The 22006-nt window shown below is 67.0% G+C and carries 22 protein-coding genes and 2 tRNA genes; 4 read left to right on the top strand and 20 right to left on the bottom strand.

Annotation, left to right across the window (positions count from 1 at the left end; genetic code table 11):
- Positions 1 to 11: 11 nt before the first annotated feature.
- From cpaB to ACUJ46_RS00980, 4 genes are all read right to left on the bottom strand, one after another.
- Positions 12 to 884, bottom strand: a complete 873-nt coding sequence (cpaB, locus tag ACUJ46_RS00995; RefSeq protein WP_445388593.1) for a Flp pilus assembly protein CpaB — start codon at positions 882 to 884, stop codon at positions 12 to 14.
- A gap of 265 nt (positions 885 to 1149) precedes the next feature.
- Positions 1150 to 1323 carry a Flp family type IVb pilin gene (locus ACUJ46_RS00990; RefSeq protein WP_445388592.1) on the bottom strand — a complete coding sequence of 58 codons (174 nt, stop codon included), beginning with the start codon at positions 1321 to 1323 and terminating at the stop codon, positions 1150 to 1152.
- 945 nt (positions 1324 to 2268) lie between these two features.
- Positions 2269 to 2784: a PEPxxWA-CTERM sorting domain-containing protein gene (locus tag ACUJ46_RS00985; RefSeq protein ID WP_445388591.1), complete on the bottom strand. Its 516-nt coding sequence runs from the start codon at positions 2782 to 2784 to the stop codon at positions 2269 to 2271.
- A 225-nt stretch (positions 2785 to 3009) separates the two neighbouring features.
- Positions 3010 to 3699, bottom strand: a complete 690-nt coding sequence (locus tag ACUJ46_RS00980; RefSeq protein ID WP_445388590.1) for a YggS family pyridoxal phosphate-dependent enzyme — start codon at positions 3697 to 3699, stop codon at positions 3010 to 3012.
- A 73-nt stretch (positions 3700 to 3772) separates the two neighbouring features.
- Between ACUJ46_RS00980 and ACUJ46_RS00975 the strand changes: the two genes are divergently transcribed.
- The 3 genes from ACUJ46_RS00975 to ACUJ46_RS00965 all read left to right on the top strand — a co-directional run bounded on the left by ACUJ46_RS00975 (position 3773) and on the right by ACUJ46_RS00965 (position 6196).
- Positions 3773 to 4318 (top strand): thiamine phosphate synthase, encoded by a 546-nt coding sequence (locus ACUJ46_RS00975; RefSeq protein ID WP_445388589.1) that lies wholly within the window; start codon positions 3773 to 3775, stop codon positions 4316 to 4318.
- Between the two features lie 115 nt (positions 4319 to 4433).
- The gene (locus ACUJ46_RS00970) at positions 4434 to 5117 is read left to right on the top strand and encodes a cell cycle transcriptional regulator TrcR (protein WP_445388588.1); all 684 of its coding nucleotides are present in this window, start codon (positions 4434 to 4436) and stop codon (positions 5115 to 5117) included.
- Positions 5118 to 5155: 38 nt separating this feature from the next.
- Positions 5156 to 6196 (top strand): MBL fold metallo-hydrolase, encoded by a 1041-nt coding sequence (locus ACUJ46_RS00965; protein ID WP_445388587.1) that lies wholly within the window; start codon positions 5156 to 5158, stop codon positions 6194 to 6196.
- A gap of 347 nt (positions 6197 to 6543) precedes the next feature.
- On the opposite strand, the gene ACUJ46_RS00960 is transcribed toward ACUJ46_RS00965, so the two are convergent.
- The 10 genes from ACUJ46_RS00960 to folK form a co-directional block, all read right to left on the bottom strand.
- The gene (locus tag ACUJ46_RS00960) at positions 6544 to 7539 is read right to left on the bottom strand and encodes an SPOR domain-containing protein (RefSeq protein ID WP_445388586.1); all 996 of its coding nucleotides are present in this window, start codon (positions 7537 to 7539) and stop codon (positions 6544 to 6546) included.
- A 98-nt stretch (positions 7540 to 7637) separates the two neighbouring features.
- Positions 7638 to 8870 (bottom strand): dihydroorotase, encoded by a 1233-nt coding sequence (locus ACUJ46_RS00955; RefSeq protein WP_445388585.1) that lies wholly within the window; start codon positions 8868 to 8870, stop codon positions 7638 to 7640.
- The gene (locus ACUJ46_RS00950; RefSeq protein WP_445388584.1) at positions 8867 to 9826 is read right to left on the bottom strand and encodes an aspartate carbamoyltransferase catalytic subunit; all 960 of its coding nucleotides are present in this window, start codon (positions 9824 to 9826) and stop codon (positions 8867 to 8869) included. The genes ACUJ46_RS00955 and ACUJ46_RS00950 overlap by 4 nt, the downstream gene beginning before the upstream one ends.
- Positions 9827 to 9836: 10 nt before the next feature.
- Complete coding sequence (gene ruvX, locus ACUJ46_RS00945) at positions 9837 to 10313, bottom strand: Holliday junction resolvase RuvX (RefSeq protein WP_445389501.1); 477 nt, start codon at positions 10311 to 10313, stop codon at positions 9837 to 9839.
- 2 nt (positions 10314 to 10315) lie between these two features.
- On the bottom strand, positions 10316 to 11443 hold the full coding sequence (locus tag ACUJ46_RS00940; protein WP_445388583.1) for a DUF3089 domain-containing protein: 1128 nt from the start codon (positions 11441 to 11443) through the stop codon (positions 10316 to 10318).
- Positions 11444 to 11448: 5 nt separating this feature from the next.
- On the bottom strand, positions 11449 to 12387 hold the full coding sequence (locus tag ACUJ46_RS00935; protein WP_445388582.1) for a sterol desaturase family protein: 939 nt from the start codon (positions 12385 to 12387) through the stop codon (positions 11449 to 11451).
- Positions 12384 to 12758 (bottom strand): hypothetical protein, encoded by a 375-nt coding sequence (locus tag ACUJ46_RS00930; RefSeq protein WP_445388581.1) that lies wholly within the window; start codon positions 12756 to 12758, stop codon positions 12384 to 12386. The genes ACUJ46_RS00935 and ACUJ46_RS00930 overlap by 4 nt, the downstream gene beginning before the upstream one ends.
- A 74-nt stretch (positions 12759 to 12832) precedes the next feature.
- Positions 12833 to 13606, bottom strand: a complete 774-nt coding sequence (locus tag ACUJ46_RS00925; protein WP_445388580.1) for an enoyl-CoA hydratase — start codon at positions 13604 to 13606, stop codon at positions 12833 to 12835.
- A gap of 159 nt (positions 13607 to 13765) precedes the next feature.
- Positions 13766 to 13841: transfer RNA gene (locus tag ACUJ46_RS00920), tRNA-Lys, on the bottom strand.
- Between the two features lie 38 nt (positions 13842 to 13879).
- A complete protein-coding gene (folK, locus tag ACUJ46_RS00915; RefSeq protein WP_445388579.1) occupies positions 13880 to 14401 on the bottom strand; it encodes a 2-amino-4-hydroxy-6-hydroxymethyldihydropteridine diphosphokinase in 522 nt (173 codons plus the stop codon).
- Positions 14402 to 14438: 37 nt separating this feature from the next.
- On the opposite strand from folK, the gene ACUJ46_RS00910 reads away from it, so the two are divergent.
- A complete protein-coding gene (locus tag ACUJ46_RS00910) occupies positions 14439 to 15068 on the top strand; it encodes a uracil-DNA glycosylase (RefSeq protein ID WP_445388578.1) in 630 nt (209 codons plus the stop codon).
- An 8-nt stretch (positions 15069 to 15076) separates the two neighbouring features.
- Here ACUJ46_RS00910 and ACUJ46_RS00905 read toward each other — a convergent pair whose 3' ends face one another.
- The 6 genes from ACUJ46_RS00905 to ACUJ46_RS00880 all read right to left on the bottom strand — a co-directional run bounded on the left by ACUJ46_RS00905 (position 15077) and on the right by ACUJ46_RS00880 (position 21959).
- The gene (locus ACUJ46_RS00905; RefSeq protein ID WP_445388577.1) at positions 15077 to 16027 is read right to left on the bottom strand and encodes an NAD(P)H-dependent flavin oxidoreductase; all 951 of its coding nucleotides are present in this window, start codon (positions 16025 to 16027) and stop codon (positions 15077 to 15079) included.
- Between the two features lie 52 nt (positions 16028 to 16079).
- Entirely contained in the window at positions 16080 to 17297 is a 1218-nt protein-coding gene (locus ACUJ46_RS00900) for an NAD(P)/FAD-dependent oxidoreductase (protein WP_445388576.1), read from the bottom strand.
- Positions 17294 to 18316, bottom strand: coding sequence for an isoaspartyl peptidase/L-asparaginase family protein (locus tag ACUJ46_RS00895; protein ID WP_445388575.1), 1023 nt, complete (start codon positions 18314 to 18316; stop codon positions 17294 to 17296). Before ACUJ46_RS00895 ends, ACUJ46_RS00900 begins: the two co-directional genes overlap by 4 nt.
- Positions 18317 to 18502: 186 nt before the next feature.
- A complete protein-coding gene (locus ACUJ46_RS00890; protein WP_445388574.1) occupies positions 18503 to 21529 on the bottom strand; it encodes a hypothetical protein in 3027 nt (1008 codons plus the stop codon).
- An 8-nt stretch (positions 21530 to 21537) separates the two neighbouring features.
- Positions 21538 to 21789 (bottom strand): hypothetical protein, encoded by a 252-nt coding sequence (locus ACUJ46_RS00885; protein ID WP_445388573.1) that lies wholly within the window; start codon positions 21787 to 21789, stop codon positions 21538 to 21540.
- Between the two features lie 93 nt (positions 21790 to 21882).
- Positions 21883 to 21959 (bottom strand) — tRNA-Met (locus ACUJ46_RS00880).
- Positions 21960 to 22006 lie beyond the last annotated feature (47 nt).

The following is a 22006-nucleotide window of genomic DNA, read 5'->3' as shown; positions in this document are numbered from 1 at the left end:
GAAGGCGGCCGTCATTGCGCCACCCGATAGCTGGTTGGTTCGGTGCCGCGCACCACCGTGACCGAAGGTCCGCGCCCGAGGACGACGGCGGACGGCCGCACGGGCTGCTGCTGCGCTGCCGGCTGCGCCGGCGCGGATTCTGCCGGGGCAGATTGTGTCGGCTGCGAAACACGGCGCACGCCGCCCTGCAGCTGGCTCACGCTCAGCGTCGGAAGTGGCGTCTGGCTTTCATCACCCGTGCCGCGCAGGGCGAGCGTGATCACGCCGACATTCTGAGCCATCGCGATGCGCTGCGCATCCTCCGGCGTCACCTCGATGGTGGCCGATTTCACGACAACAGGCTGGCTGTTAGCGGTGTCGTTGATCTGCCCAACACCCAGCACGCGGACGCCCTGGACCACGACGGTGGCGAAGACATTGTCCTGATCGAGCGTGCGCGTGAGGATTACATCGACACGGTCGCCCGGCGCAATGAAGCCGCCGGCGCCAGCCGTTTCCGACAGCGGCAGCGAAACCGCCCGCATGTTCGGCCCGAGAAGCTTGGAAGAGGCAAGGCGGCTGGCGTCACCCGTGAGAGCGGTGGCGAGGATCGGCTCATTGGCCGCAATATCGCGCAGCACGCTGCGGCTGCCATCGCCGATGGCATCCTTGACGCTGCCATAGCCGCCGCTTGGAAGAGCGCCGGGCCAGGCAATTGCCTTCACATTTTCGAGCGCAACCTTGTCCCCGAATTTCAGGGGCTTGGAGGCGACGACCACATAAGTCTTGGGAGCGGCGTTCTGGCCGCTGTTCTTGTCCGGCACCAGGAACATCCGCGCCGCGAGAACGGCGACAAGGCCCAGCAGGACAGCTCCGAGAAGGAGGAAAATCGACGATCGGCGCATGGTCCCCGTCAATCCCGTTGTGCGCGGCCGGCCCGGTCAGGCGGCAGGCGCAGAGGAGACGTAGGCTGGAAACCCAGCCAGCGGCGCCAGACGGTCTGGTAAAGTCAGCGGCTTCCGGGGCTTGATGGCATGTGACTGGATGCCAGGAGGCCAGGATCCATGGAGCCGCTCTGCCGGGCCGGCGCCTGGCCGGCCTGGAGGGTGGGCCCCCGCGACTGGAGGAACGCGGGGGCCCTGATCCGTCTAGCCTGAGTTGCTGTCAGGATTAGGCAGCGCCCTCGAGTTCGGAGACGGCCGTGCCCATGGCGGTTTGGAAACCGCCGCCCAGGGCGGTCATGCCGGCAACGACGAACACGCCGAAGACCGCGATGATGAGAGCATATTCAGCGGCCGAAGCACCGCTCTTGTCGGCCATAAGGTTCTTGAACAGATTCCGCATTGCGACATCCCTTTATTATCCCGGACTTTGCCGGAGTTTTGTTCTGACCCGCCCCCTGCGTTTCGAGGCGGGCCGGGAAGCCGGGCCGTTTCGGTGCCGATGCCCGCCTGGGGCGCCTGCTGGCCGAGCGGCCGTCGTTCCTGAGTGTTTGGTAACCATGTCTGTTACAGACTGCAATCAAAAAACATTGTGAACCCCTTTGAACAACGGTCTTTTTTGCTTTTGTTAACATTCCTGCAACACATTTCCCTAGGGAGAGGCGAGAACAAAAGCGGATTCTCGCCCCACGACCCGGAACGCGAAATTTGCGCGGGTGACGCCGATTTTCGGCACCGGAACGGACCTGACTGGCACCGGATTGATCGCCGCAGCACGCATCCTGAAGATTGCCAACCTCCAAGTTGATTAGAAGTAAAAATCATGAAATCGAGAACCTGCTTCTGTCACGAAGGAGTATAAAATCTCACACTCACACCAGCAGGCAAGTAAATTGCAAAAATCATAGACGGCACATGTCTGGGCAGCAGCGCGGTTCGGCTGGCCCGGCTTGCGGCCGAAACAGGATTGCAACATTGAAACATGGCTTGTGCCAGAAGTTTCGGGGCACATCCGGGCCCGCCGGCCACTCTATTCTGTCCGCCCAAAGGGGCGACTCGCAGTCATGGTCAGCCAGCGTTCAGCTTCACGCCTCGATTCGTGATTCGCGCAGGCGAATCATGCACCAGATGTCTTCAGCAAACAGCCCAAGCCTCTGATATTTAAGCAGAACTGATCAATTAATGAGATTCGACCGCACGCCGGAACATCGCTGCCACAGGGGCGATTCGGGCCCGCGAATCACCCCGGGGCACCTTCCGCAAGGCCGTTTTGCCCTGATTCGCACGGCAAAAAGGGGCCGATTCCCCCGGATCGACCCCCGATTCGCCAGACCGACTCGCTAACGCGTCAAACGGTTTCCGGGACGCTCCCGCCACCGGGAGCATCCTTGCCGGCGCCCTGATCGCCTTCGCCGCCCTTGCGCAGCGCCATGCCGACAAGGCCGAAACCCGCCACCATCATCGCCCAGGATGCCGGCTGCGGCACGGATGGAATGGAGCCGCCCGGCTCAGGCAGGAAACCGCCCCCACCACCGCCGCCAATGCCCGAAACGACAGGCGGAAGCGGAAGGCCACCCCCCGGCACCTTGCCGATGGCCATTTCATCCAGCGCCGCCAGCTGCAGCGGATCCGTCGGCGAGACAGGCTGAAGCTCCGCCAGCCCGACGCCCGAGGAAACGAGCGAGGGGCAATCCTGCGTGATCGTCTGGCGAATCGTCCGCTGCGATGCCTTGAACACCTTGGGCGCCGAGGCCTTCGGCTTGGCCTTCACCTGCTGCGGCCGCGCCTCCTGCACAGCCACAACCGAACCGGCCCCGATCCCGCCCGCAAGCAGCAGGGCGCACACTTCCTTCACACCAACCATCGTGTCGCATCCAACCTATTCGGCTGCCTGGCGCGGCCCGTTCGGGGAAGACCCCCACACACAAACACGGGCCCCAGGCATGTCCGACCCTGAGAATATCCGCCTTATCCATTTCAGGCAGGCTGGGTGCAACAACTAAAGCATTGAAATCACACAGGTTTACATTACAAACCTGCAATAGTTATGAAGTTGTGTTAGGAAGCCTTTCCCAAGCTTAGGCATGTCTCAGCGAATTCCGAACAGGGCCGATCCAACCCGCACATGGGTGGCGCCCAGGCGTGCGGCGATGTCATAGTCGCCGCTCATCCCCATGCTCAGCCCGGAAAGCCCATGGTCCCTCGCCAGCTTCGCCAGCAGGGCGAAGAAAGGCGCCGGGTCGCGGTCCGCCGGCGGCACCGCCATCAGCCCCTCGATCCGCAGCCCCTCGCTTCGGGCAAGCGCCAGCAGGCCCGGCAGGTCGGCGGTCGCAACGCCGCCCTTCTGCGGTTCATCCCCGATGTTCACCTGCACGAACAGCATGGGCTGGCGCCCGGCCGCCGCCACGGCCTTCGCCAGCGCCTTCACCAGAGACGGGCGATCGACACTGTGGATGGCGTGAAACAGCTGCACCGCATCCGCCGCCTTGTTGGATTGCAGCTGCCCGACGAGGTGCAGTTCGATGCCCGGCGTTTCCGCCAACAGCGCCGGCCATTTCGCCTGCGCTTCCTGCACCCGGTTTTCCCCGAAGAGGCGCTGCCCGGCGGCAATCAGCGGGCGGATGGAATCGGCCTCGAATGTCTTGCTGATGGCAATGAGGGCGGGCGGCGGATGCCCCCCGGCCTTCGCTTCGGCAGCCAGCACCGAATGAATGAGCGCAAGACGCTCGGCAGGGCCGCCGACAGGCGTGGGCGGCGCGGGGGCAATGGCCTTCTTCATGCCGGCTGGGTAAAGCCCCGCCATGGCACAGGCAAGAAGCGCCGGGCGCGGAAGCAGGCGAAGGGGCGGGCAATTGCCCGGAGCATGGCTGTTCACCGACGAGCGGCTCGGCGGGCAGGACCCGGCGGACCCGCTGTGGGCAGCCGCCAGACGCCTGCCGCGCGGCGGCGGCATCCTCTTGCGCCATTATGGCTGGCCGCAGGCCGAACGCCGCGCCCTCCTCTCCGCGCTCTGCCGCCTCGCGCGCGCGCGCGGACTGACTGTCGTGGCCGCAGCCATGCCGGGCTTTGCCGGCGGCGCGCACCGCCCCCGGCATGACAGCCAGGCCCGCGCCCGCAAGGGCGGGCTGGTCACCGCCTCGGCCCACAGCCGGCGCGAACTGCTCCAGGCTTTCTCCCGGGGCGCGGATCTCGTCTTCCTTTCGCCCGTGTTCGCAACCGCCAGCCACCCCGGCGAACAGCCGCTGGGGCCACTGCGCTTCGGCCTTGCGGCGCGCGGTGCGCCGGGGCCGGTGGTGGCGCTGGGCGGCATGACCGAAAGCCGGGCCCGGCGCATGCGCGCCCTGGGCGCCAGCGGCTTTGCCGCCATAGGCCATTGGGCCGGGAAGGCGCGGGCGTGAAAGGGTGCGCGCGATGCGCACTTGCGCTCGGGGGCGGCGAAGCCTAATCTTCCACCATTCACCGGCCACCCCTCGCGGGGTGGCCGTTTCCATATCCAGTGCAAGGGATACCGCCATGGCCAACCCTACCAAGCAGGCCCCGCCGCTCATGCCGCACGCGACTGCCACCTGGCTGGTCGACAACACCGGCCTCACCTTCGCGCAGATCGCGGCCTTCTGCCAGATCCACGTGCTGGAAGTGCAGGCCATCGCCGATGAAACCGCCGCCAGCAAGCTCACCCCGCGCGACCCCGTGCGCGCCGGCGAACTGACGATGGAGGAAATCGAGAAGGGCCAGGCCGACCCGTCCTACCGCCTGAAGATCATCGCCGGCCCGGCCCAGGTGCGCCGCACCTCGGGTCCGCGCTACACGCCGCTGGCCAAGCGGCAGGACAAGCCCGACGGAATCGCCTGGATCATCCGCCACCACCCCGAGATCACCGACGGCCAGATCTCGAAGCTGATCGGCACCACCAAGACGACCATCGCCGCAATCCGCACGCGCGAGCACTGGAACATCGCCAACATCACGCCGAAGGATCCGGTGACGCTTGGCCTGTGCGCCCAGCGGGAACTGGATGCGCTGGTGGCCGCCGCCGCCAAGAAGGCCGGTGTCGCCCCGCAGGAAGACAGCCGCCTCGGCGCCGATCGCGACGCAATGCTCGCCGAACTGAAGGCCGAGCGGGAAGCCCACGCCGAGGAAGGCAGGGAAACCCCGCGCGAACACACGGCCGAAACGCTGTTCCGCACGCCGGAGTGAAGGCGGCGCCGATCCCCCGGGCGCCCGCCGCGCCCGCCATGCGCGGCGGCCTTTCCTACCCTCATGGCGAGGCGGTGCCCGGCACCGACACGCTGTGGGAAGTGGGCGAAGGCATCTTCTGGGTGCGCATGCCGCTTCCCTTCGGGATCGACCATATCAACCTGTGGGTGATCGACGGCGGCGATCATTGGGTCATCGTCGATTCCGGCTTCCCCCTGCCGGCGCTCAAGGCGCAATGGCGCGCCCTGTTCGAAGGGCCGCTGGCCGGCAAGCCGGTGGGGCGGCTGATCGTCACCCATTACCACCCCGATCATATCGGCCTTGCCGGCTGGATCGCCTCCAAATGGCGCATCCCGCTCGAAATGAGCCGTGACGAATTCCTCTTCGCCAAGGCCCTGACGCTCGAAACGGCCGAGCGCACGCCAGACGCCATTCTCGCCTTCTATCGTGCCGCCGGCTGGCCAGAGGACGCGCTGGCGGCGCTGGCGGAAAAGGAACAGGGCGGCTTCGCGCGCGGGGTGCACAGGCTGCCAGTGGGCTATCACAGGCTGCGCCACGCAGACCGGCTCGATATCGGCGGACGCTGCTGGCAGGTGGTCGTGGGCAACGGGCACAGCCCCGAACATGTCTGCCTGTTCCAGCCGGAATCCAGGATCCTGATCTCGGGGGATCAGGTGCTGCCCCGGATCACCTCCAACATCTCCGTCTATCCGACCGAACCGACCGCCAGCCCGCTGGAGGATTGGCTGTCCAGCATCGAACAGCTGCGGGCCCTGCCTGAAGACACGCTCGTCCTGCCGGCCCACAACGAGCCGTTTCACGGCCTGCACAGCCGGCTCGACCAGCTGGCGGATGATCACCACCGCAAGCTCGACGCCCTGCTGGATTTCTGCGAAACGCCCCGCACCGCCTTCGAAAGCTTCTCCGTGCTGTTTCGCAGGGCGGTATCCGAACGCGATCTGGAAATGGCGACGGGCGAAGCCATCGCCCACCTGCGCTGGCTGGAGCGGGCCGGCAAGGTGCGGAGCGCACGCGTGAACGGCGTGGACCGCTACGCGCGCATCGCCGGGCAGGGCTGAAAAGAGCCGGCTCCTGAAAAGGGGGCGCGGCTGGAAAGGCCCAGCCCAGCCGCCCTTCCCAGCCGCTTTGCCCCCGTACCCGCACGGCCGCGCAAAAGCGCGGCATGAGGCAATTTGTGCCGCTTGAAATCTGATCGCCAAAACCCCAAATTTCCGATGCGGGCTGGCGTTATCCCCCTTTAGCCACCCGCGAGAGTGTTGCCGCCCTTCCCGGCGGCGCACTCCCTCCCTGAACCCTGGCCGCTGCGCCGCCCTGGCGCAGCGGCTTTTTTTTGGCTGCCCTCCACAAGCGCCATGCGCATGGCCGGGCCCCAGTCGTTCAGCGCGAGTCGCTCAGCGCGAGTCGCTCAGCGCGATGTCACGAAGCAGGGCCGCCCGGCGGCCGACAGGCTGGCGCACAGCCTGCTTGCATCGTCACGCCCGGGAAACGGCCCCACCTGCAGGCGCACCAGCCCCGAGCGCGGGGAATAGATGGGCGTCTGCCCCTTCAACAGTCCGGCGGATTGCGACACCAGCGCGGCCCAGGCGGTGCGCGCGGCCCGTTCGGTGGCATAGGCTCCAAGCTGCACCTTCCAGCCGGGAATGGCGGCGGCATCGGTGGCAGCGGCAGCCGGTTCGGCGCGGGCCGTTTCGACCCGCCCATCCGCGCTGGCATCGTCGGACGCGGCCACCGCTTGCGATTCGCTTGCGGCAGCGCGCGCCGGTTGCCGCGATTCGGGCGCTGAAGCCCCTGATGCCTCTGGCCGCGATGCCTGTGCCCCGGACGCCTGCGCGAGCGCCACGGCGACAGGTCGCCCGGCGGCAAGGGCGGCGGCCGCCGCCGAACCGCGCGCGCGCTCCTCCTCGGTAAGGCGGGTCGCCATGCGGGCGGCCTGCCCGCTTGCAGGTTCCAGCCCGCCATCCCGCGCGCGCAGCATATAGGCATAGCCCAGCTCCGGGTTGCGGGGCGCGCCATCGCCGCTGAAGGTCGCCACGCCCAGCACATAGGCGGCGCGCAGGTCGCCCTTGTCGGCGGCGTCGCGCAGGTGGGTCAGGGCTTCGGTGCGGCGGCCTTCCTGCCACAGCGTGATGCCAAGGCTCGCCGTGGCGGAAACATGGCCTTTCGCGGCTGCGCGGCGGTAAAAATCGATGGCGGTATCATTGTTGCGCCTGACGCCCCGGCCAAGCCGATAGGCCTGGCCCATGTTGAACAGGGCATCGGCATCGCCGCGCGCGGCCGGGCCGGTCCATTCGGCAACCGCGCCATTCCAGTCACCGGCGCGCCATTTATCCACCCCGCGCGCAACATTGGCCGAAGCCGGCGCCGCCAGAAGAATGGCGCAGAGAAGGACAAGCACGCGCATCGCTTCTTCCTAACAGCCGGGCGCTGGCAGCCGAAACCGCAAAGCCGCCATCCGTCGCATCATGGACTCGCCCTGTCGCCCCTTGTCCGGGATCCGCGTCATGGCAGCAGGCTTTCGCCCCCCTTCACCAGCCGCCGCACGCGTCCCATCACGGGCAGGCCGTCAAAGGGGCTGTTGCCGGATTTGCCGGGCAGGCTGTCGGCATCGATGCGCCAGGGCGCGCCGGGGTCGAAGAGCAGCAGGTCCGCGGGCGCGCCCTGCTCCAGCCGGCCGGCGCGCAGGCCGAAACGCCGCGCCGGGTTCGCCGACAGGGCCGCCATCAGCGCGGGAAGCGAAAGCACCCCCTCGTGAACAAGCGACAGGCCAAGCGCCAGCAGGGTGGATGCGCCCGCCGCACCGGGCAGGGCATCGGCAAAGGGCAGCCGCTTTTCTTCCGCCGTGCGCGGGTCGTGGCGGCTGCACAGCATCGAGATGGTGCCATCGGCAAGGCCGCGGCACACGGCCAGCCGGTCCTCCTCCGTCCTCAGCGGCGGCGACAGGCGCGCAAAGCTGCGATAGCCGGCAAGCGCCGTATCGGAGAGGAGCGCATGGTCTGGCGTCGTCGCGGCGGTCACATCCTGCCCTTCGGCCCGTGCCGCGCGCACCAGTTCCACCCCCTCGGCCGTGCTCACACAGGCAATATGGAGGGCGGCGCCCGCCTCGCGGGCGAGGCGAAGGTCGCGCGCAATCTGGATCGCCTCGGCGGCGGCCGGGGCAGCCGGCAGCCCAAGCCGGGTCGCATTCTCGCTCTCGGTGGCGACAGCGCCCGCTGTCAGGAAGGGGCATTCCGCATGCGCGACAACCACCATGCCAAGCCCGGCGGCATAGCGCAGCAGCCGCAACATGACCTGCGCATCGGCGATCGCCCGGCGGCCGGTTGCGACCGCCACGGCGCCCACTTCCCGCATCAGCCCGATTTCGGCCAGTTCGCGCCCGTTGAGGCCGCGGGTGGCAGCAGCCATTGGGTAAACCCACAGGCGCGGCTTGCCCAGCCGCTCCGCCCGTTCGACAAGGGCCGGATCATCGAGCACGGGCGACTGGTCCGGCATCAGGAGCACGCTGGTGATGCCGCCGGCAACCGATGCCTCGATGTCTGTGGCGAACACCGCCGAATCGATCAGGCCCGGGGCCAGGACCTGGCCTTCGCAATCGATCACGTCCGCATCGGCGGGCGCGGCGAGGCCATGGCCGATCGCAGCGATCACCCGCCCGGCAACCAGCAGCTCGCCATCCTTCAGGGTTCCGCCCACCGGATCGGCAAGGCGGGCATTGCGAAAGAGGATGGGTGTCATTGCCAGTCCCCCCTGCGCGTGCGGGTCAGCACATCCAGGCAGGCCATGCGCACCGCCACGCCCATCTCGACCTGCTCGGTAATGGCAGAGCGCTGGATATCGTCGGCAACGGCGGATTCGATCTCCACCCCCCGGTTCATCGGGCCGGGGTGCATCACCAGCACATCGGGCGCGGCCCCGGCAAGCCGCGCGCGCGTCAGGCCGAAGGTGCGGAAATATTCGCGCGTGCTGGGCACATAGGCCCCGTCCATCCGTTCGAGCTGCAGGCGCAGCATCATCACCACATCGGCCCCTTCGAGGCCCGCCTCCATGTCGGTGAAGGGTGTCACGCCCAGCCGCTCGATACCCGCCGGCATGAGGGTCGGCGGGGCAACGGCATGAACCTCCGCGCCCAGCGCCGTCAGCAGGTGGAAGTTCGAGCGCGCGACACGGCTGTGCAGGATGTCGCCGCAGATGGCGACGCGCAGGCCCTCGATCCGGCCCTTGCGGCGGCGGATGGTCAGTGCGTCGAGCAGCGCCTGCGTGGGATGTTCGTGACGGCCGTCCCCGGCGTTCAGAACCGGGCAGTCGACCTTCTCGGCTATCAGCCCCACCGCGCCCGAGCTTTCGTGACGGATGACGATCACGTCCGGCCGCATGGCGTTGAGGGTCAGCGCGGTGTCGAGCAGCGTCTCCCCCTTCTTCAGGCTGCTGGCGCCAACGGCGAGGTTCACGACATCGGCGCCCAGCCGCATGCCCGCGATCTCGAAGGACAGAAGCGTGCGGGTGGAATTCTCGAAGAAGGCGTTGATCTGGGTCAGGCCCTGCAGGCGGTCATCATGCTTGCGGGCACGGCGGCCAGCCGCCGCCCACTGCTCCGCCTCGTCCAGAAGAAAGGTGATTTCCCAGGGCATCAGCCCCTCGATGGCGAGGAGATGCGGGTGCGGAAAAGGATGGGCGCCGGATGGAGATGTCACGAGCCTAGCTCTAGGCTCCGGGCGCAAGCCGGGCAAGACGGGCAAGCGCTCCTTCGAGGATATGGGCGGCGGCCAGCGCGTCCACCCGCTCGGCCCGCTTCGCGCGCGAGACATCGGCCGCGATCAGCGCCCGCTCGACAGCCGCCGTGCTCCAGCGCTCGTCCCACAGCAGGACGGGAAGCCCGATGGCGCGGGCGATGTTGCGCGCCTGCGCCCGGACGGACTGGGTGCGCTCGCTGTCGGAGCCATTCATCGACAGCGGCAGGCCGATGACGATCCCGGTGATCCCTTCCGCCGCCGCCAGCGTCTTCAGCGCCTCCACATCGGCCGAGGGCCTGGTGCGCTTCAGGGTCTGGCGTGCGGAGGCAAAAGCCCAGTCGGCGCTGGCGGTCGCGATGCCGATGGTCTTCGTGCCGATGTCGAGCGCAAGCAGCCGCCCGCGCGCCGGAAGCCGGGCGGCGAAGTCCCCGGCATCTGTCGTCACGATGCTCATGGCGCTTCGGCCCCGGCTTCACCTTCAGAGTCAGGGCCGAAACGCGCTTCCGCATGGGCCGAAAGCCGGGCCTCTGCATCGGCGCGCAGATTGGCCCAGAACAGCCCATAGTCATACACATGATAATTGCCGCCGGGCAGCACAAAGGGGCCGATGTCGGCCGGCGCCGGCTCGATCAGCAACAGGCCCGTTGCATCGCAGCGCGCACCGACGCGGCGCGGCACCAGCGCCTCCTTCACCAGCATGCCGGCGTTGCGGTCGGCGTTGGCCGCGCCGTTGCCCCCCGTCAGCGGGTTGGTGCACAGCATGGGGCGATCGCCCAGCGGCTTGCCGGACAGGTCGGGCACTGCGGCAAAGCCGGCAAGCGCCTTCGCAATCTCGCCGTCGGCGGCAAAGCTCTGCCAAGACAGCAGGCAGCCGCTTTGCCCGGCGCCTTCGCAGGCCGGAATGCCTGTCAGCGCCAGATCCTCCGGCAGGGCGACCGACCAGCCGGCGGCATAGACGGCGACAAGCCTGTCGCCCAGCGCCGCCCGGCGCGCCTTCAGCAGGTGCAGGATATGGCGGGAGCCCTGGCTGTGCCCGGCCAGGATGACGGGGCGGTCAGCCGGAAGGGCGGCCAGAAAGGCGTCAAAGGCCCGCTCGACATCCGAATAGGCCAGATCGAGCGCCTTTTCGCTGTCTGCCGAGGGCGAAAGGAAGCCGCCGAAGCTGGCCTGCCGGTAGCGCGGAACCCAGACATCGGCGACACCGTTGAACAGGCTGGCCTGCATGCGGGTGAAGCTTTCCAGCCGGTCGTTCGTTTCCGGGTCGTCGAGCGGCGCATTCCAGCGCGAGCGGCCGAGCCATGCCGTGGGGCTTGCAAAGAAGACGGACGCCGCCGGGCGCGGCGCCGGGGCAAAGCCCTCAGGCGTCCACAAGGCCGGATTGCCGGGCAGGCGCGGATGGGCGACCCAGCTTTCGGTGCGGCCATAATCGGGCGCGGGCGAAAGCGCGCTCTCGGCGAAACCGACCGTCGGCGTGAAGGCCAGGCGCATCAGCCTGTCCCCCGCCAGCCGCCAGACGATCGCTGACAGGATCACGAGGCCGGTGAGGATCGCGATGATCCAGAGAAACTTGCGTGCCACGCTCGTCAATGCTCCTGCTGTGGCGACTGCCGCCCTGTTGGCTGGCCTGCAAGGTCCTGGCCGGCCCGATCCTCCAGCCACAGGCGGCGGATGGTCTCCGATGTCTCGCCCGTGCCGCCGGGCTGCCAGCCGGGCGGCCCGAACAGCCGGCCGAGGATTTCGCCCGGGCTTCGCGCGGCCAGTGCGTCACGGCCGATTGCCACCCATTCGTGAAAGGCCGCCCACAGCGGGTTGAAGCTCGGCAGCGCCTTCACGATTCCATAACGCGGCCTGTCGTCGTCGCGTTCCGGTTCGAAGGTGCCGAACAGACGGTCCCAGATGATGAAGACGCCGGCATAGTTGCGATCGAGATAGCGGGGGTTCACCGCATGGTGGACGCGGTGGTGCGAGGGCGTGTTCATCACCGCCTCGAACCATGGCGGCATCCGCCCGACATGCTCGGTGTGGATCCAGAATTGATAGACGAGGTTCAGCCCGGCGACAAAGGCGACCATTTCCGGCGGGAAGCCGATGAGGAACAGCGGCAGCCGGAACAGGAAGGCGAGGCTGAAGAAGCCGGTCCATGTCTGCCGCAGCGCCGTGGTGAGATTATAATGCTGCGAACTGTGGTGGATGACATGACTGGCCCAGAACCAGCGCACCCGGTGGGCGCTGCGGTGGAACACATAATAGGCAAGGTCGTCGAGCACGAAGGCCAGCAGAAAGGCCCACCAGCTGAACGGAATGTCGAAGAGCCGGTGCTGCCAGACCCACATGGCGATCGCCAGCACCAGCCCGCCCGTGAGCACGCCGGCGATGGTGCTGCCCAGCCCCAGCGTGAGTGAAGTGCCGGAATCGCGCCAGTCATAGCGGCCGATGCCCATGCGTTTCGTGCGCCACATCTCGACAAGGACAAGCGCGATGAAGCCGGGAATGGCGAGGGTGACAGGGTCGGGAAGGGTCATGCCGGTCGCAGCTCCGGCCAGCCGGGGCTGGCTGCAAGCCTCAGCCGGGCCTCGCGCAGCACCGGCTCGTCAAGCCGCAGGCGCAGCACCGGGCCCTCCATCACGAGGCGGGTGCCGGGCGGCAGACGGCGGGCGATCCAGCCATCGCCCAGCGGCAGCAGCAGGCCGAAGCTGCCATCGCGCCCGCGCAGGATCGCACCCCGGCCATCGGCGGCCAGCGCCACCGCGCTGGCGCGAAACCCGGCCAGCCTGCCTTCCGCCTCGGCGATGGCGGCGGCCTCGTCGAGCACGGGATCATCGCGAAACCCCAGCCACCAGGCCAGGGCGACAAGCGCTGCAATCGCGAGGGCGGAAAGAAGCGGAACCAGCATCGGCCCTGTTCTAGCCCAGCCTGCTGCGCGGGGGAATCGCCCGTTTCGCCGCTCCCGGCCCCAATGTTCGCCGCCTAGCGGCCTGTCCAGTTGCCGGGGCGCTTCTCGATGAAGGCGGCCATGCCCTCTTTCTGGTCATCCGTGCCGAAGAGCGAATGGAACAGGCGGCGCTCGAAGAGGATGCCCTGCGACAGGCTGGTCTCGAAGGCGATGTTCACCTGCTCCTTCACCGCCATGGCGGCAAGCGGCGGCATGCCGGCAATGGCTTCGGCCATCTTCAGCGCTTCGGCCATCAGCTCGGCCGCCGGCACCACGCGGGCGACAAGCCCTGCGCGCTCCGCCTCGTCCGCGCCCATCATGCGGCCGGTCAGGCACATTTCCATCGCCTTGGCCTTGCCAATGGCAAGGGTCAGCCGCTGCGAGCCGCCCATGCCCGGCGTCACGCCCAGCTTGATTTCGGGCTGGCCGAATTTCGCCGTTTCGGCGGCAAGGATGATGTCGCACATCATCGCCAGTTCGCAGCCGCCGCCCAGCGCAAAGCCGGAAACCGCAGCGATGACGGGCTTGCGGGTGCGGGTCAGCTGCTCGTAGCCGGCGAAATAATTGGTGCCGAACATGTCGCCGACGGATTGCGGCGCCATTTCCTTGATGTCGGCGCCGGCGGCAAAGGCCTTTTCGCTGCCCGTCAGGATGGCGCAGCGTTGCGACGGGTCGGCGTCATAGGCGGCGAAGGCAGCCAGAAGCTCGCCCAGCACCTGGTTGTTGAGCGCATTGAGCGCCTGCGGCCGGTTGAGGCGCACGATGGTGACGGCGCCCTGCTGCTCGACGAGAAGTGTTTCGTAAGTCATGTCGCTACCCCGATGCTCGGCAAACCCAGGCCGGCCACGCGCGGCCGGCATCCGCAGGCCATCAACCAGAGCCGGGCGCAGGCCGCAAGCCCCATCCGGCGGCATCTGGCCAGAAGACCAGAAGCGGAAGCGTAAAAGCGTAAAATGGCGGAAAAGGGGTGGTGGGCTCGTCGGGGCTCGAACCCGAGACCTACAGATTAAAAGTCCGTTGCTCTACCAACTGAGCTACGAGCCCACACCGGAAAAGCCCTCTAGGGCCGCTTTCGGCGTGAATCAACCACCCTGCCCGTCATTCAGCGGGTGCCTGCGCTTCAGCCGCGCCAGCATGTGGCGCACGCTGAGGCCGGTGGCGGGGTGGCGCCAGTGCGGCCACAGCGCCAGCATGGGGCGCAGCACGAAATCCCGCTCCGCCATCCGCGGGTGCGGCACGACCAGTCCGGGCGCGCGCAGCTGCAGGTTGCCAAAGGCGATGAGATCGAGATCGAGCACGCGCGCCCCCCAGCGCTGGCCGCGCCGCCGGCCAAAGCACCGCTCCGTTCGCTTCAGCAGGGCCAGAAGCGCGGGTGCATCGCCCGCCCACAAGGCCAGCAGCGCCGCATTGGCATAGGTGCGCCGCGACGGGCCGATGGGGGCGCTTCGCAGGATGGGGGAAAGGCGCACATCCACTAGCCCGGCATCCGCCAGCGCGCGCGCTGCTGCCCGAAGCACGGCTTCCGGCCGGCCGTGGCGGCCGCTGCACCGGTTGGACCCAAGCGCCACCACCACCGGAACAGCATGCGCGCCGCCTGCCGACACTGGCCCCTTTCGCGGGGGGATGCTAGCGGCCCCTTGCATGGAACCTGATCGCGATTGCCAGCTCTGCCCGCGCCTTGCCGCCCACCGCACCATGCTGCGTGCGCGTGAGCCGGAATGGTTCAACGCCCCCGTCCCCGCCTTCGGGGACCAGGATGGCTGGCTTGCCATCGTCGGCCTTGCCCCCGGCGAGCGGGGCGCCAACCGCACGGGCCGCCCCTTCACCGGCGATTTCGCGGGCGTGCTTCTTTATGAAACCCTCCTCGGCCTCGGCCTGGCCAGCGGAGCCTATGGCGAAAGCCCCGAAGACGGCCTCACCCTGCACGGGGCGATGATCGTCAATGCCGTGCGCTGCCTGCCGCCGGCCAACAAGCCGCTGCCAGCCGAAATCCACCAGTGCCGCCCCTTCCTCGAAGCGCAGCTGAAGGCCATGCCGAACCTGAAGGTGGTGCTGGCGCTGGGCCAGGTCGCCCATCAGTCGGCGGTGAAGGTGCTGGGCGGCAAGCTGCCCAAGCATCGCTTCGCCCACGCAGCCGTCCACCGGATGCACACGGGCTTCACCATCGTCGACAGCTATCATTGCTCCCGGTACAACCAGAACACCGGCCGGCTCACGCCGGAGATGTTCCGCACTGCCGTGGAAACCGCAATCGCCGCCCGCGCGGGCTGAGCCGCGGCTCAGCCCTGCCCGCCCAGAAGACGGGCGCGCGCGGCGTCATATTCGCGCTTCAGCCTGGCAACCAGTTCGGCGGCCGGCAGAACCGCCTTCACCGCGCCGATTCCCTGGCCCGAACCCCAGATGTCGCGCCATGCCTTGGCATCGGTGTTGCCGCCGGAACCGAAGTTCATGGTGGACACATCGCCCTTGGGCAGATTGTCCGGGTCGAGGCCGGCCGCCACCACGGAAGGCCGCAGGTAATTGCCCCAGACACCCGTGAACAGGTCGGAATAGACGATGTCGGCAGCGCCGCTCGCCACGATCATGTCCTTGTAGCCCTGGTCGGCGCGGGCTTCCTCGGTGGCGATGAAGGCCGAGCCGATATAGCCGAAATCGGCGCCCATCGCTTCGGCTGCAAGCACGGCATCCCCGGTGGCGATGGCGCCGGAAAGCGCAAGCGGCCCGTCGAACCATTCGCGGATTTCCTGGATCAGCGCGAAGGGCGATTGCGTACCGGCATGGCCGCCGGCGCCCGCCGCCACGGCGATCAGCCCGTCGGCGCCCTTTTCGATCGCCTTTTTCGCAAAGCGGTTGTCGATCACGTCATGCAAAACGATACCGCCATAGCTGTGGACTGCGGCGTTCACATCCTCGCGCGCGCCAAGCGAGGTGATGATGACCGGCACCTTGTGCTTCACCACCAGGTCAAGGTCCTGCATCAGCCGGTCGGTCGACTTGTGGACGATGAGGTTCACGGCATAGGGCGCATCCGCGTCCGTCAGTTCGGTCGACAGGCGGTGCAGCCATTCATCGAGCTGGGACAGCGGGCGCGCATTCAGGCTCGGGAAGGAGCCGATGATGCCGGCCTTGCACTGGGCGATCACCAGCTCCGGGTTGGAAATGATGAACAGCGGCGAGGCGATGACCGGCAGTTTCAGCCGGGCCTTCAGCTTGGCGGTAGTCGGGTGCAAGGGCGTCATCCTTTCAGAGTGCGTAGCTGGGGGGTATCGGGCTGCCGGCTGGTCAGGCCTGCATCTCTTTCAGCGGAATGCTCGCATCGGCGAGGCGGTCCGGTGCGACCTTCGCGCCGCGTTCCACCAGCGCCTTGCCCTGCACATAGTCGCGCGGGGCGTTGATGCAGTCGAGCGCGATGATGGCGCCCTCGCGCAGATAGACAAGGGTGAAGCTGCCCGATTCCGGGTCGCCGCGCGTCACGGTCTCGTCATGGCCGGCCGAAAGGCCAACCGTCTGCAAACGCACATCATACTGGTTGGACCAGAACCAGGGGCATGCGGCATAGGGCCTGGCTGCATCGCCATGCACGATATGGGCTGCGGCAGCCTTTGCCATGTCCACCGCATTCTGCACCGATTCCAGGCGGATCACCTGCCCGCGGGCATAGGCATTGGCATGGGCCGCGCAATCGCCGATGGCATAGACATCGGGAATCGCGGTCCGGCAGTGGGCATCCACCGGCACGCCATTGCCGTCCAGCCCCAGCGGCGCGACGGACGGCTCGAGGCCGATGCCCACGATCGCAACATCGCAAGGGATGCCGCGCCCGTCGGCAAGCCGCACCGTCGAAACACGGCCATCGCCCTCCAGCGCTTCCACCTGGGCTGACAGCAGAACCTCGACCCCGTGGCTGCGGTGAAGCGCGAGATAATGGTCGCTGATGGCGGGCGCGGTCACACGCGCCAGCAAGCGCGGCTGCGCCTCGATCACCGTGACCGTCTTGCCATGGGCCGCCAGCACGGCGGCGGCTTCCAGACCGACATAGCCACCACCGATCACGGCCACCCGCTGGGCGACGGAAAGGTCAGCGCGGAGATTGTCCACATCCTGCCGGGTGCGGATCACATGCACGCCGCCCAGATCGCCGCCGGGGCAGCGCAGCTTGCGGGCATGGCCGCCCGCCGCCCAGATCAGCTTGCCAAAATGGAAAAGGCGGCCATCCTCGGCGGTGGCCACGCCGCGCTCGACATGGGCGATGCGCGTTTCGGGAAGGATGGTGACATCGCGCTCCGTCCAGAAGGCCGGCGGGCGGATGAGCAGCCTGTCGGCGGGCTTTTCGCCGGCCAGATAATCCTTGGAGAGCGGCGGCCGCTCATAGGGCAGGTCGGATTCCTCCCCCACCATCAGGATCGAGCCCGTGAAGCCTTCCTGCCTCAGGGCGATAGCCGCCATGGCGCCGGCCTGGCCCGCGCCCACGATCAGGACATCGAAAACACCGCTGGTCATTCGTCTGCGTAAATCCCTGTCTCGCGGCTGCCGCCGGCGCTTGCGCGCGCGCGATACATGCCGCTGCTGTTCATGGCAAAAAGCCCGTCGCCCTCTGGGCCGAGGACGATCACGCCCCCGTCGCCGCCCAGTGCGCCAAGCTCGGCGATGGCGGCAGCGGCGGCGGCCTCCGGATCCTGCCCCCCGAAGCGCACCCGGTCGCAGATCTGGCCGGCCACGCGGACGCGGATGAAGATTTCGCCCGTGCCGGTGCCCGATACCGCGCAGGCACGGTTGTCGGCAATGGTGCCTGCGCCGATGATGGGCGTATCCCCCACCCGGCCGGGCGCCTTGCCGGTCAGCCCGCCCGTCGAGGTGGCGGCGGCGAGATTGCCGGCACGGTCGCGGGCGACGGCGCCCACGGTTCCGAAGCGCAGTTCATCGGTGCGCGACCCCGGCGCCAGCATCGCGCCTTGGCCATGCATCTTCAGGCTGTCGAGCTGCCGGCGGCGGCGCTCGGTCATGAAATGGCTGTTGGGCACCTGCGCAAGGCCAGCCGCCTTCGCATGGGAATCGGCAGCAGCCCCCGCAAGAAAGACATGCGGCCCACGCTCCATCAGCACCCGGGCGAGGCTGACAGGATTCTTCGTGGTTGCAACACCGGTGACGGCGCCGGCCTTCAGGGTCTGGCCGTCCATGATGGCGGCATCCAGTTCGATGCTGCCGGCCGAAGTGAAGACAGCGCCATGGCCGGCGTTGAAATGGGGGCTGTCCTCCATGACCCGAACGGCGGCTTCCACGGCATCGAGCGCGGGGCCGCCGGCGGCCAGCACATCCTCGCCCGCCTTCAGCGCGGCCGAAAGCGTCGTGCGGATGGCGGCATCGGTTTCAGGCGAAAGGCTGCCGCGCTCGATGACGCCGGCGCCGCCATGAATGGCGATGGCCCAGCCAACCGTTGCCCCGTAAGACGCCTTGCGCGGCGCTGCCCCGTCCGCCCCGGCAACCGCGGCCGGCGCCCAGAGCAGGGCCACTACAGCCATAAGGGCCGCAAGAGCCTTCGGCATGATCCTGAAAAAAGCCACGCGCTTCATTTCCGCCTCCGTCTTGCCTGATAGCGCGCGAAGGGCGGAAGGCAATGCGTTTATGGCGCACGCCATGCCGCAGGCATGATACAGGCCGCAGGCGGAGCCGGCGCGTCAGCGCGGCTCCGCCCATGGACGGCAGGATCAGAAGCGGACCCGCACGCCGCCCGTCACATGTTCAGCCCCATAGCCCGAACGAAGCTCGGCGCCGCCCTGCAGATAGAGGCTGACGGCTCCGGTCAGCTGATAGTCCATGCCGCCGCTCAGGGTGGCAAAGGTCTTTTCACGCTCGGACCCCAGCACGGTGAAGCCAGTCGGCGTGCCATCGAAGCTGGCCGTCGCCCTGATGGCGTCCCCCGAAATCCGGTGGCTGATACCGGCCGAAAGCCAGGGGCGGGCGCGGATGCTGTCGTTCGTCATCACAAGGTCGCCAGTCAGGAAGGTGGCCTTGTAGTCCTCCTTCGCAAGGCTCAGGGCAAAGGCGGCGTCACCGGCTTCCGCCACGTCACCCCGGCTGGTGATGACATGCGTGAGGCCAAGCTGCGGGCCAAGGCGCCAGCCCGATTCCGCCACCGCCATGCCATAGCGGACATAGCCATCGAAGGTAGTGGAACGCAGGCTGTAACGATCACGCACCGTAGAACCGTTGAAAAGGCTGCGGCTGGTGCGCGCCGAGCTGTGATCGACGATCAGGGCGCCGCCCGCCACAAGCGGGCCGCTGGCATATTGCACGCTGGTGCCAAAGAAGGTGCCGTCGGTGTCCGTGTCTGCCCCGATCGCCGCGATCTGCTGGCTGCCATCGATCGAGCCAATGAAGGCGTTGATCATGAAGCTGCCATTGTTGAAGCCAAGGCCGCCCATCACGCCACGGCTTTCCAGCGTGGAGCGCGAGACACCCGTCACGCGATCGCCTTCAAGGCGACGCCACTGGCCAAGACCCTGCACGAAGGTAAACATGCCCGGTTCCTCGCCAATGGCGGCGAAGTTGCCGGAGCGGATGGCGGACCGGATGGCCAGCGCATTCTCGTGACCGAGCTGCGCGATCGAGCCATAGGCTTCCGGGTGCAACGTGCCCAGGGCTGCCGCATTGCCATAGCCCTCACCATCGACAAGACCGGGAACAGCGGCAAGGATCGCAGGGGTTGCGGCGCCCCCGACGAACAGGCTGTTGAGGTGGCTGGCGGTCAGCACGGCCTGCGGGTTTGCCGCCTGGCGCATGCCGAAAAGGCTGACCAGTTCGAGGCTGCTGGCCGTCTGTCGCAGCGCGCCCCATACGCCCGCGTCCAGCGTGACCGTCGAATAGGCGCCTGCCAGGCCGCCAGTGGTGGTGACAAGGGTGCGCACGCTGCCCGGAAGGCCGGGCGCCGCCTGCACCTGGGCCGAGGCGCCGTCCTCGATCGTCACCGTACCGTCGACGCTGATCGCGTCTCCGAAGATGCTGAGCGAACCGCTGCCGAGCGTTACATCGCCGCTGATGTTCATGCCACCAAGGATGGTGCCGCCATCGCCAACGATCACGTCGCCAAGGGTGTCGCCCGAACCGCCCAGCGTGCCGCCTGCAAAGACACGGAAAGCCGGCGCCTGGAAGGTGCCGAGGATGAGAAGCGTGCCGTCATTGACCAGCACGTCGCCGCCAAGGAGGCTCGCACCTGTCAGGGAGAGGGTGCCGAGGCCCGCCTTGGCAAGCCCGCCCGGCCCGGTGAAATCACCCGAGAAGGTGACATCCTGTCCGGCGGTATCGATGGTGCCGCCAAGGGTCTCGACGGCAAAGTCATTGGCCACGATGTCCGCCGAGCTTGCGACCAGCGTGCCACCCGCGAAGACGGGGTTGACCAGAGAGGCTGCCAGCTGTGCGGTGGTGTAGATGCCGTCGATATCCGGCGTGTCGCCATTGTCGAAATCGCCACCGCCCGACGCACCCGGGGAATAGGATGCCCCGCCATAGGTGGCGTAGCTGTCATACTCGCTGAAGCCATAGATCATCAGCAGGAAGCGCTCGGCCGCCGAGATGGTGATCGGGCCGAGCAGGCCGGACACATCGTAGCTCGCATAGCTGAAGCCGGAAGAGCCGATGGGCGTGAACAGCGTAAGATCGGGCGTTTCGCCATCGATGGTCAGCGTGTCGACGCTGCCAGCCGTCATCACGATGGTGGCGAAATCGCTCACGAAGTCAGCCGAACCGGCAGGTGTCGCGAACACATAGGAATCGAGCCAGTCCTCCACGCCCGGAACGACAGCCAGAGCCGGGTCGGTCACTTCCCCTGCCAGGGATTCACCAATCAGATACTGGCCCACCAGCACCGGCTGGCTGGACGTGATGCGGGCGCCGCCTGCCAGGGACGTTTCGACATACTGGCCGGCATCAAGTGTCGTCAGCAAGGCGCCATCAAGGCGGACCTCGGTGCCATCCTGCGACGCAACGACACGATAGACGTTTCCATAGCTTCCGGTGCGCGGCGATTGCGCCACGACATAATCACTGGAATACATCTCGACCGAAGGCATCTGCTCGACGAGGTGGTCGCAAGCTGATGCCCCCATCGGAACATTGGCGCATTCATTGCCCGAAAAGACCGAAACCGGGCGATCGGCGGTAACCCGGCTTCCGGTGAGATTGCTGCCGGAGGTATGCATGTAGGTCTGGCCGGCATTCAGGCTGATCTGGAATGCTCCGGTGCCGTCGCTTGGCGAGATCGTGACAGTCGTGTTGTCCTCGGTCGCCTGAACTGAAATCTGGTCGTTGAGAGCACCCGCATAGCCAAGCGTGAAATAATCCGTCCCCAGGCTCCGGCTGTCGATCAGATAGGTCATGTCCGTCGTATATTGCTGACGGCTCAGGAAATAGCCGCTGATATCGCTGCCGGAGCTGACCTTCAGACCCTTGTTTTCGACTGCCCCGCTCGAAAGAACAAAACTCTTGGGAAGTGTGATGACGGCATAGCCCTCATCTCCAAGCGTAAAATTCTCGGCGTAACCTTCACCCTGAATCGCGCCCGTGCTGCCAGCTGTGCCGAAAATGAAAAGCTGCTCGGTTCCGCCGTTGAAGTAATTGGGGTTCAGCTGAACATAAAAATCATTGGCCGAGGCAGGGAGGGTGCCAGCCAGAAATGACAGGCCCATTGCGACTGCCGCCTTGGCCGAACAGGAAAGCAGCTGTCCGCCGAGTGACATGCGCGATTTCATGAGCATCTTCTTTGACTCCCTTGATACAAGACACCTGCATCTGACCAGATATGCGGCCATGCAATTTGGAAGGATAACCATGTTCCTTCTGGAACATATTTGTCCAACATCAAGAAAATTGTGAGAAATTCGTAACTTTCGAGATCTTCTCCCGGATCGGAATCGAGCTTGCGATCATCGAATGAAGGCAATAAATTCACATGTTTGCATGTTGCAGCCATGCATTCAGCAATGGCTTGCGGCGTCATCATCCGTAACAATCTGAAATGACATCAGCGCGAGTCCCCGGGACATTCGCCTCGGGTCCGGCGTGAGGCATTGCAGGGAGATGGCGCGGAAAGTGGTGGCGGGGGCGGGACTTGAACCCGCGGCCTCAGGGTTATGAATCCTGTGCTCTAACCAGCTGAGCTACCCCGCCAGCCTTCGTTCGAAAGCGAAGCCGGGCCGATAGCGGCAAGCGCGGCA

Source organism: Sandaracinobacteroides sp. A072 (assembly GCF_052616365.1).
The sequence above is the reverse complement of the archived record's forward strand: the minus strand, read 5'-3'. Positions and strand labels throughout refer to the sequence as shown.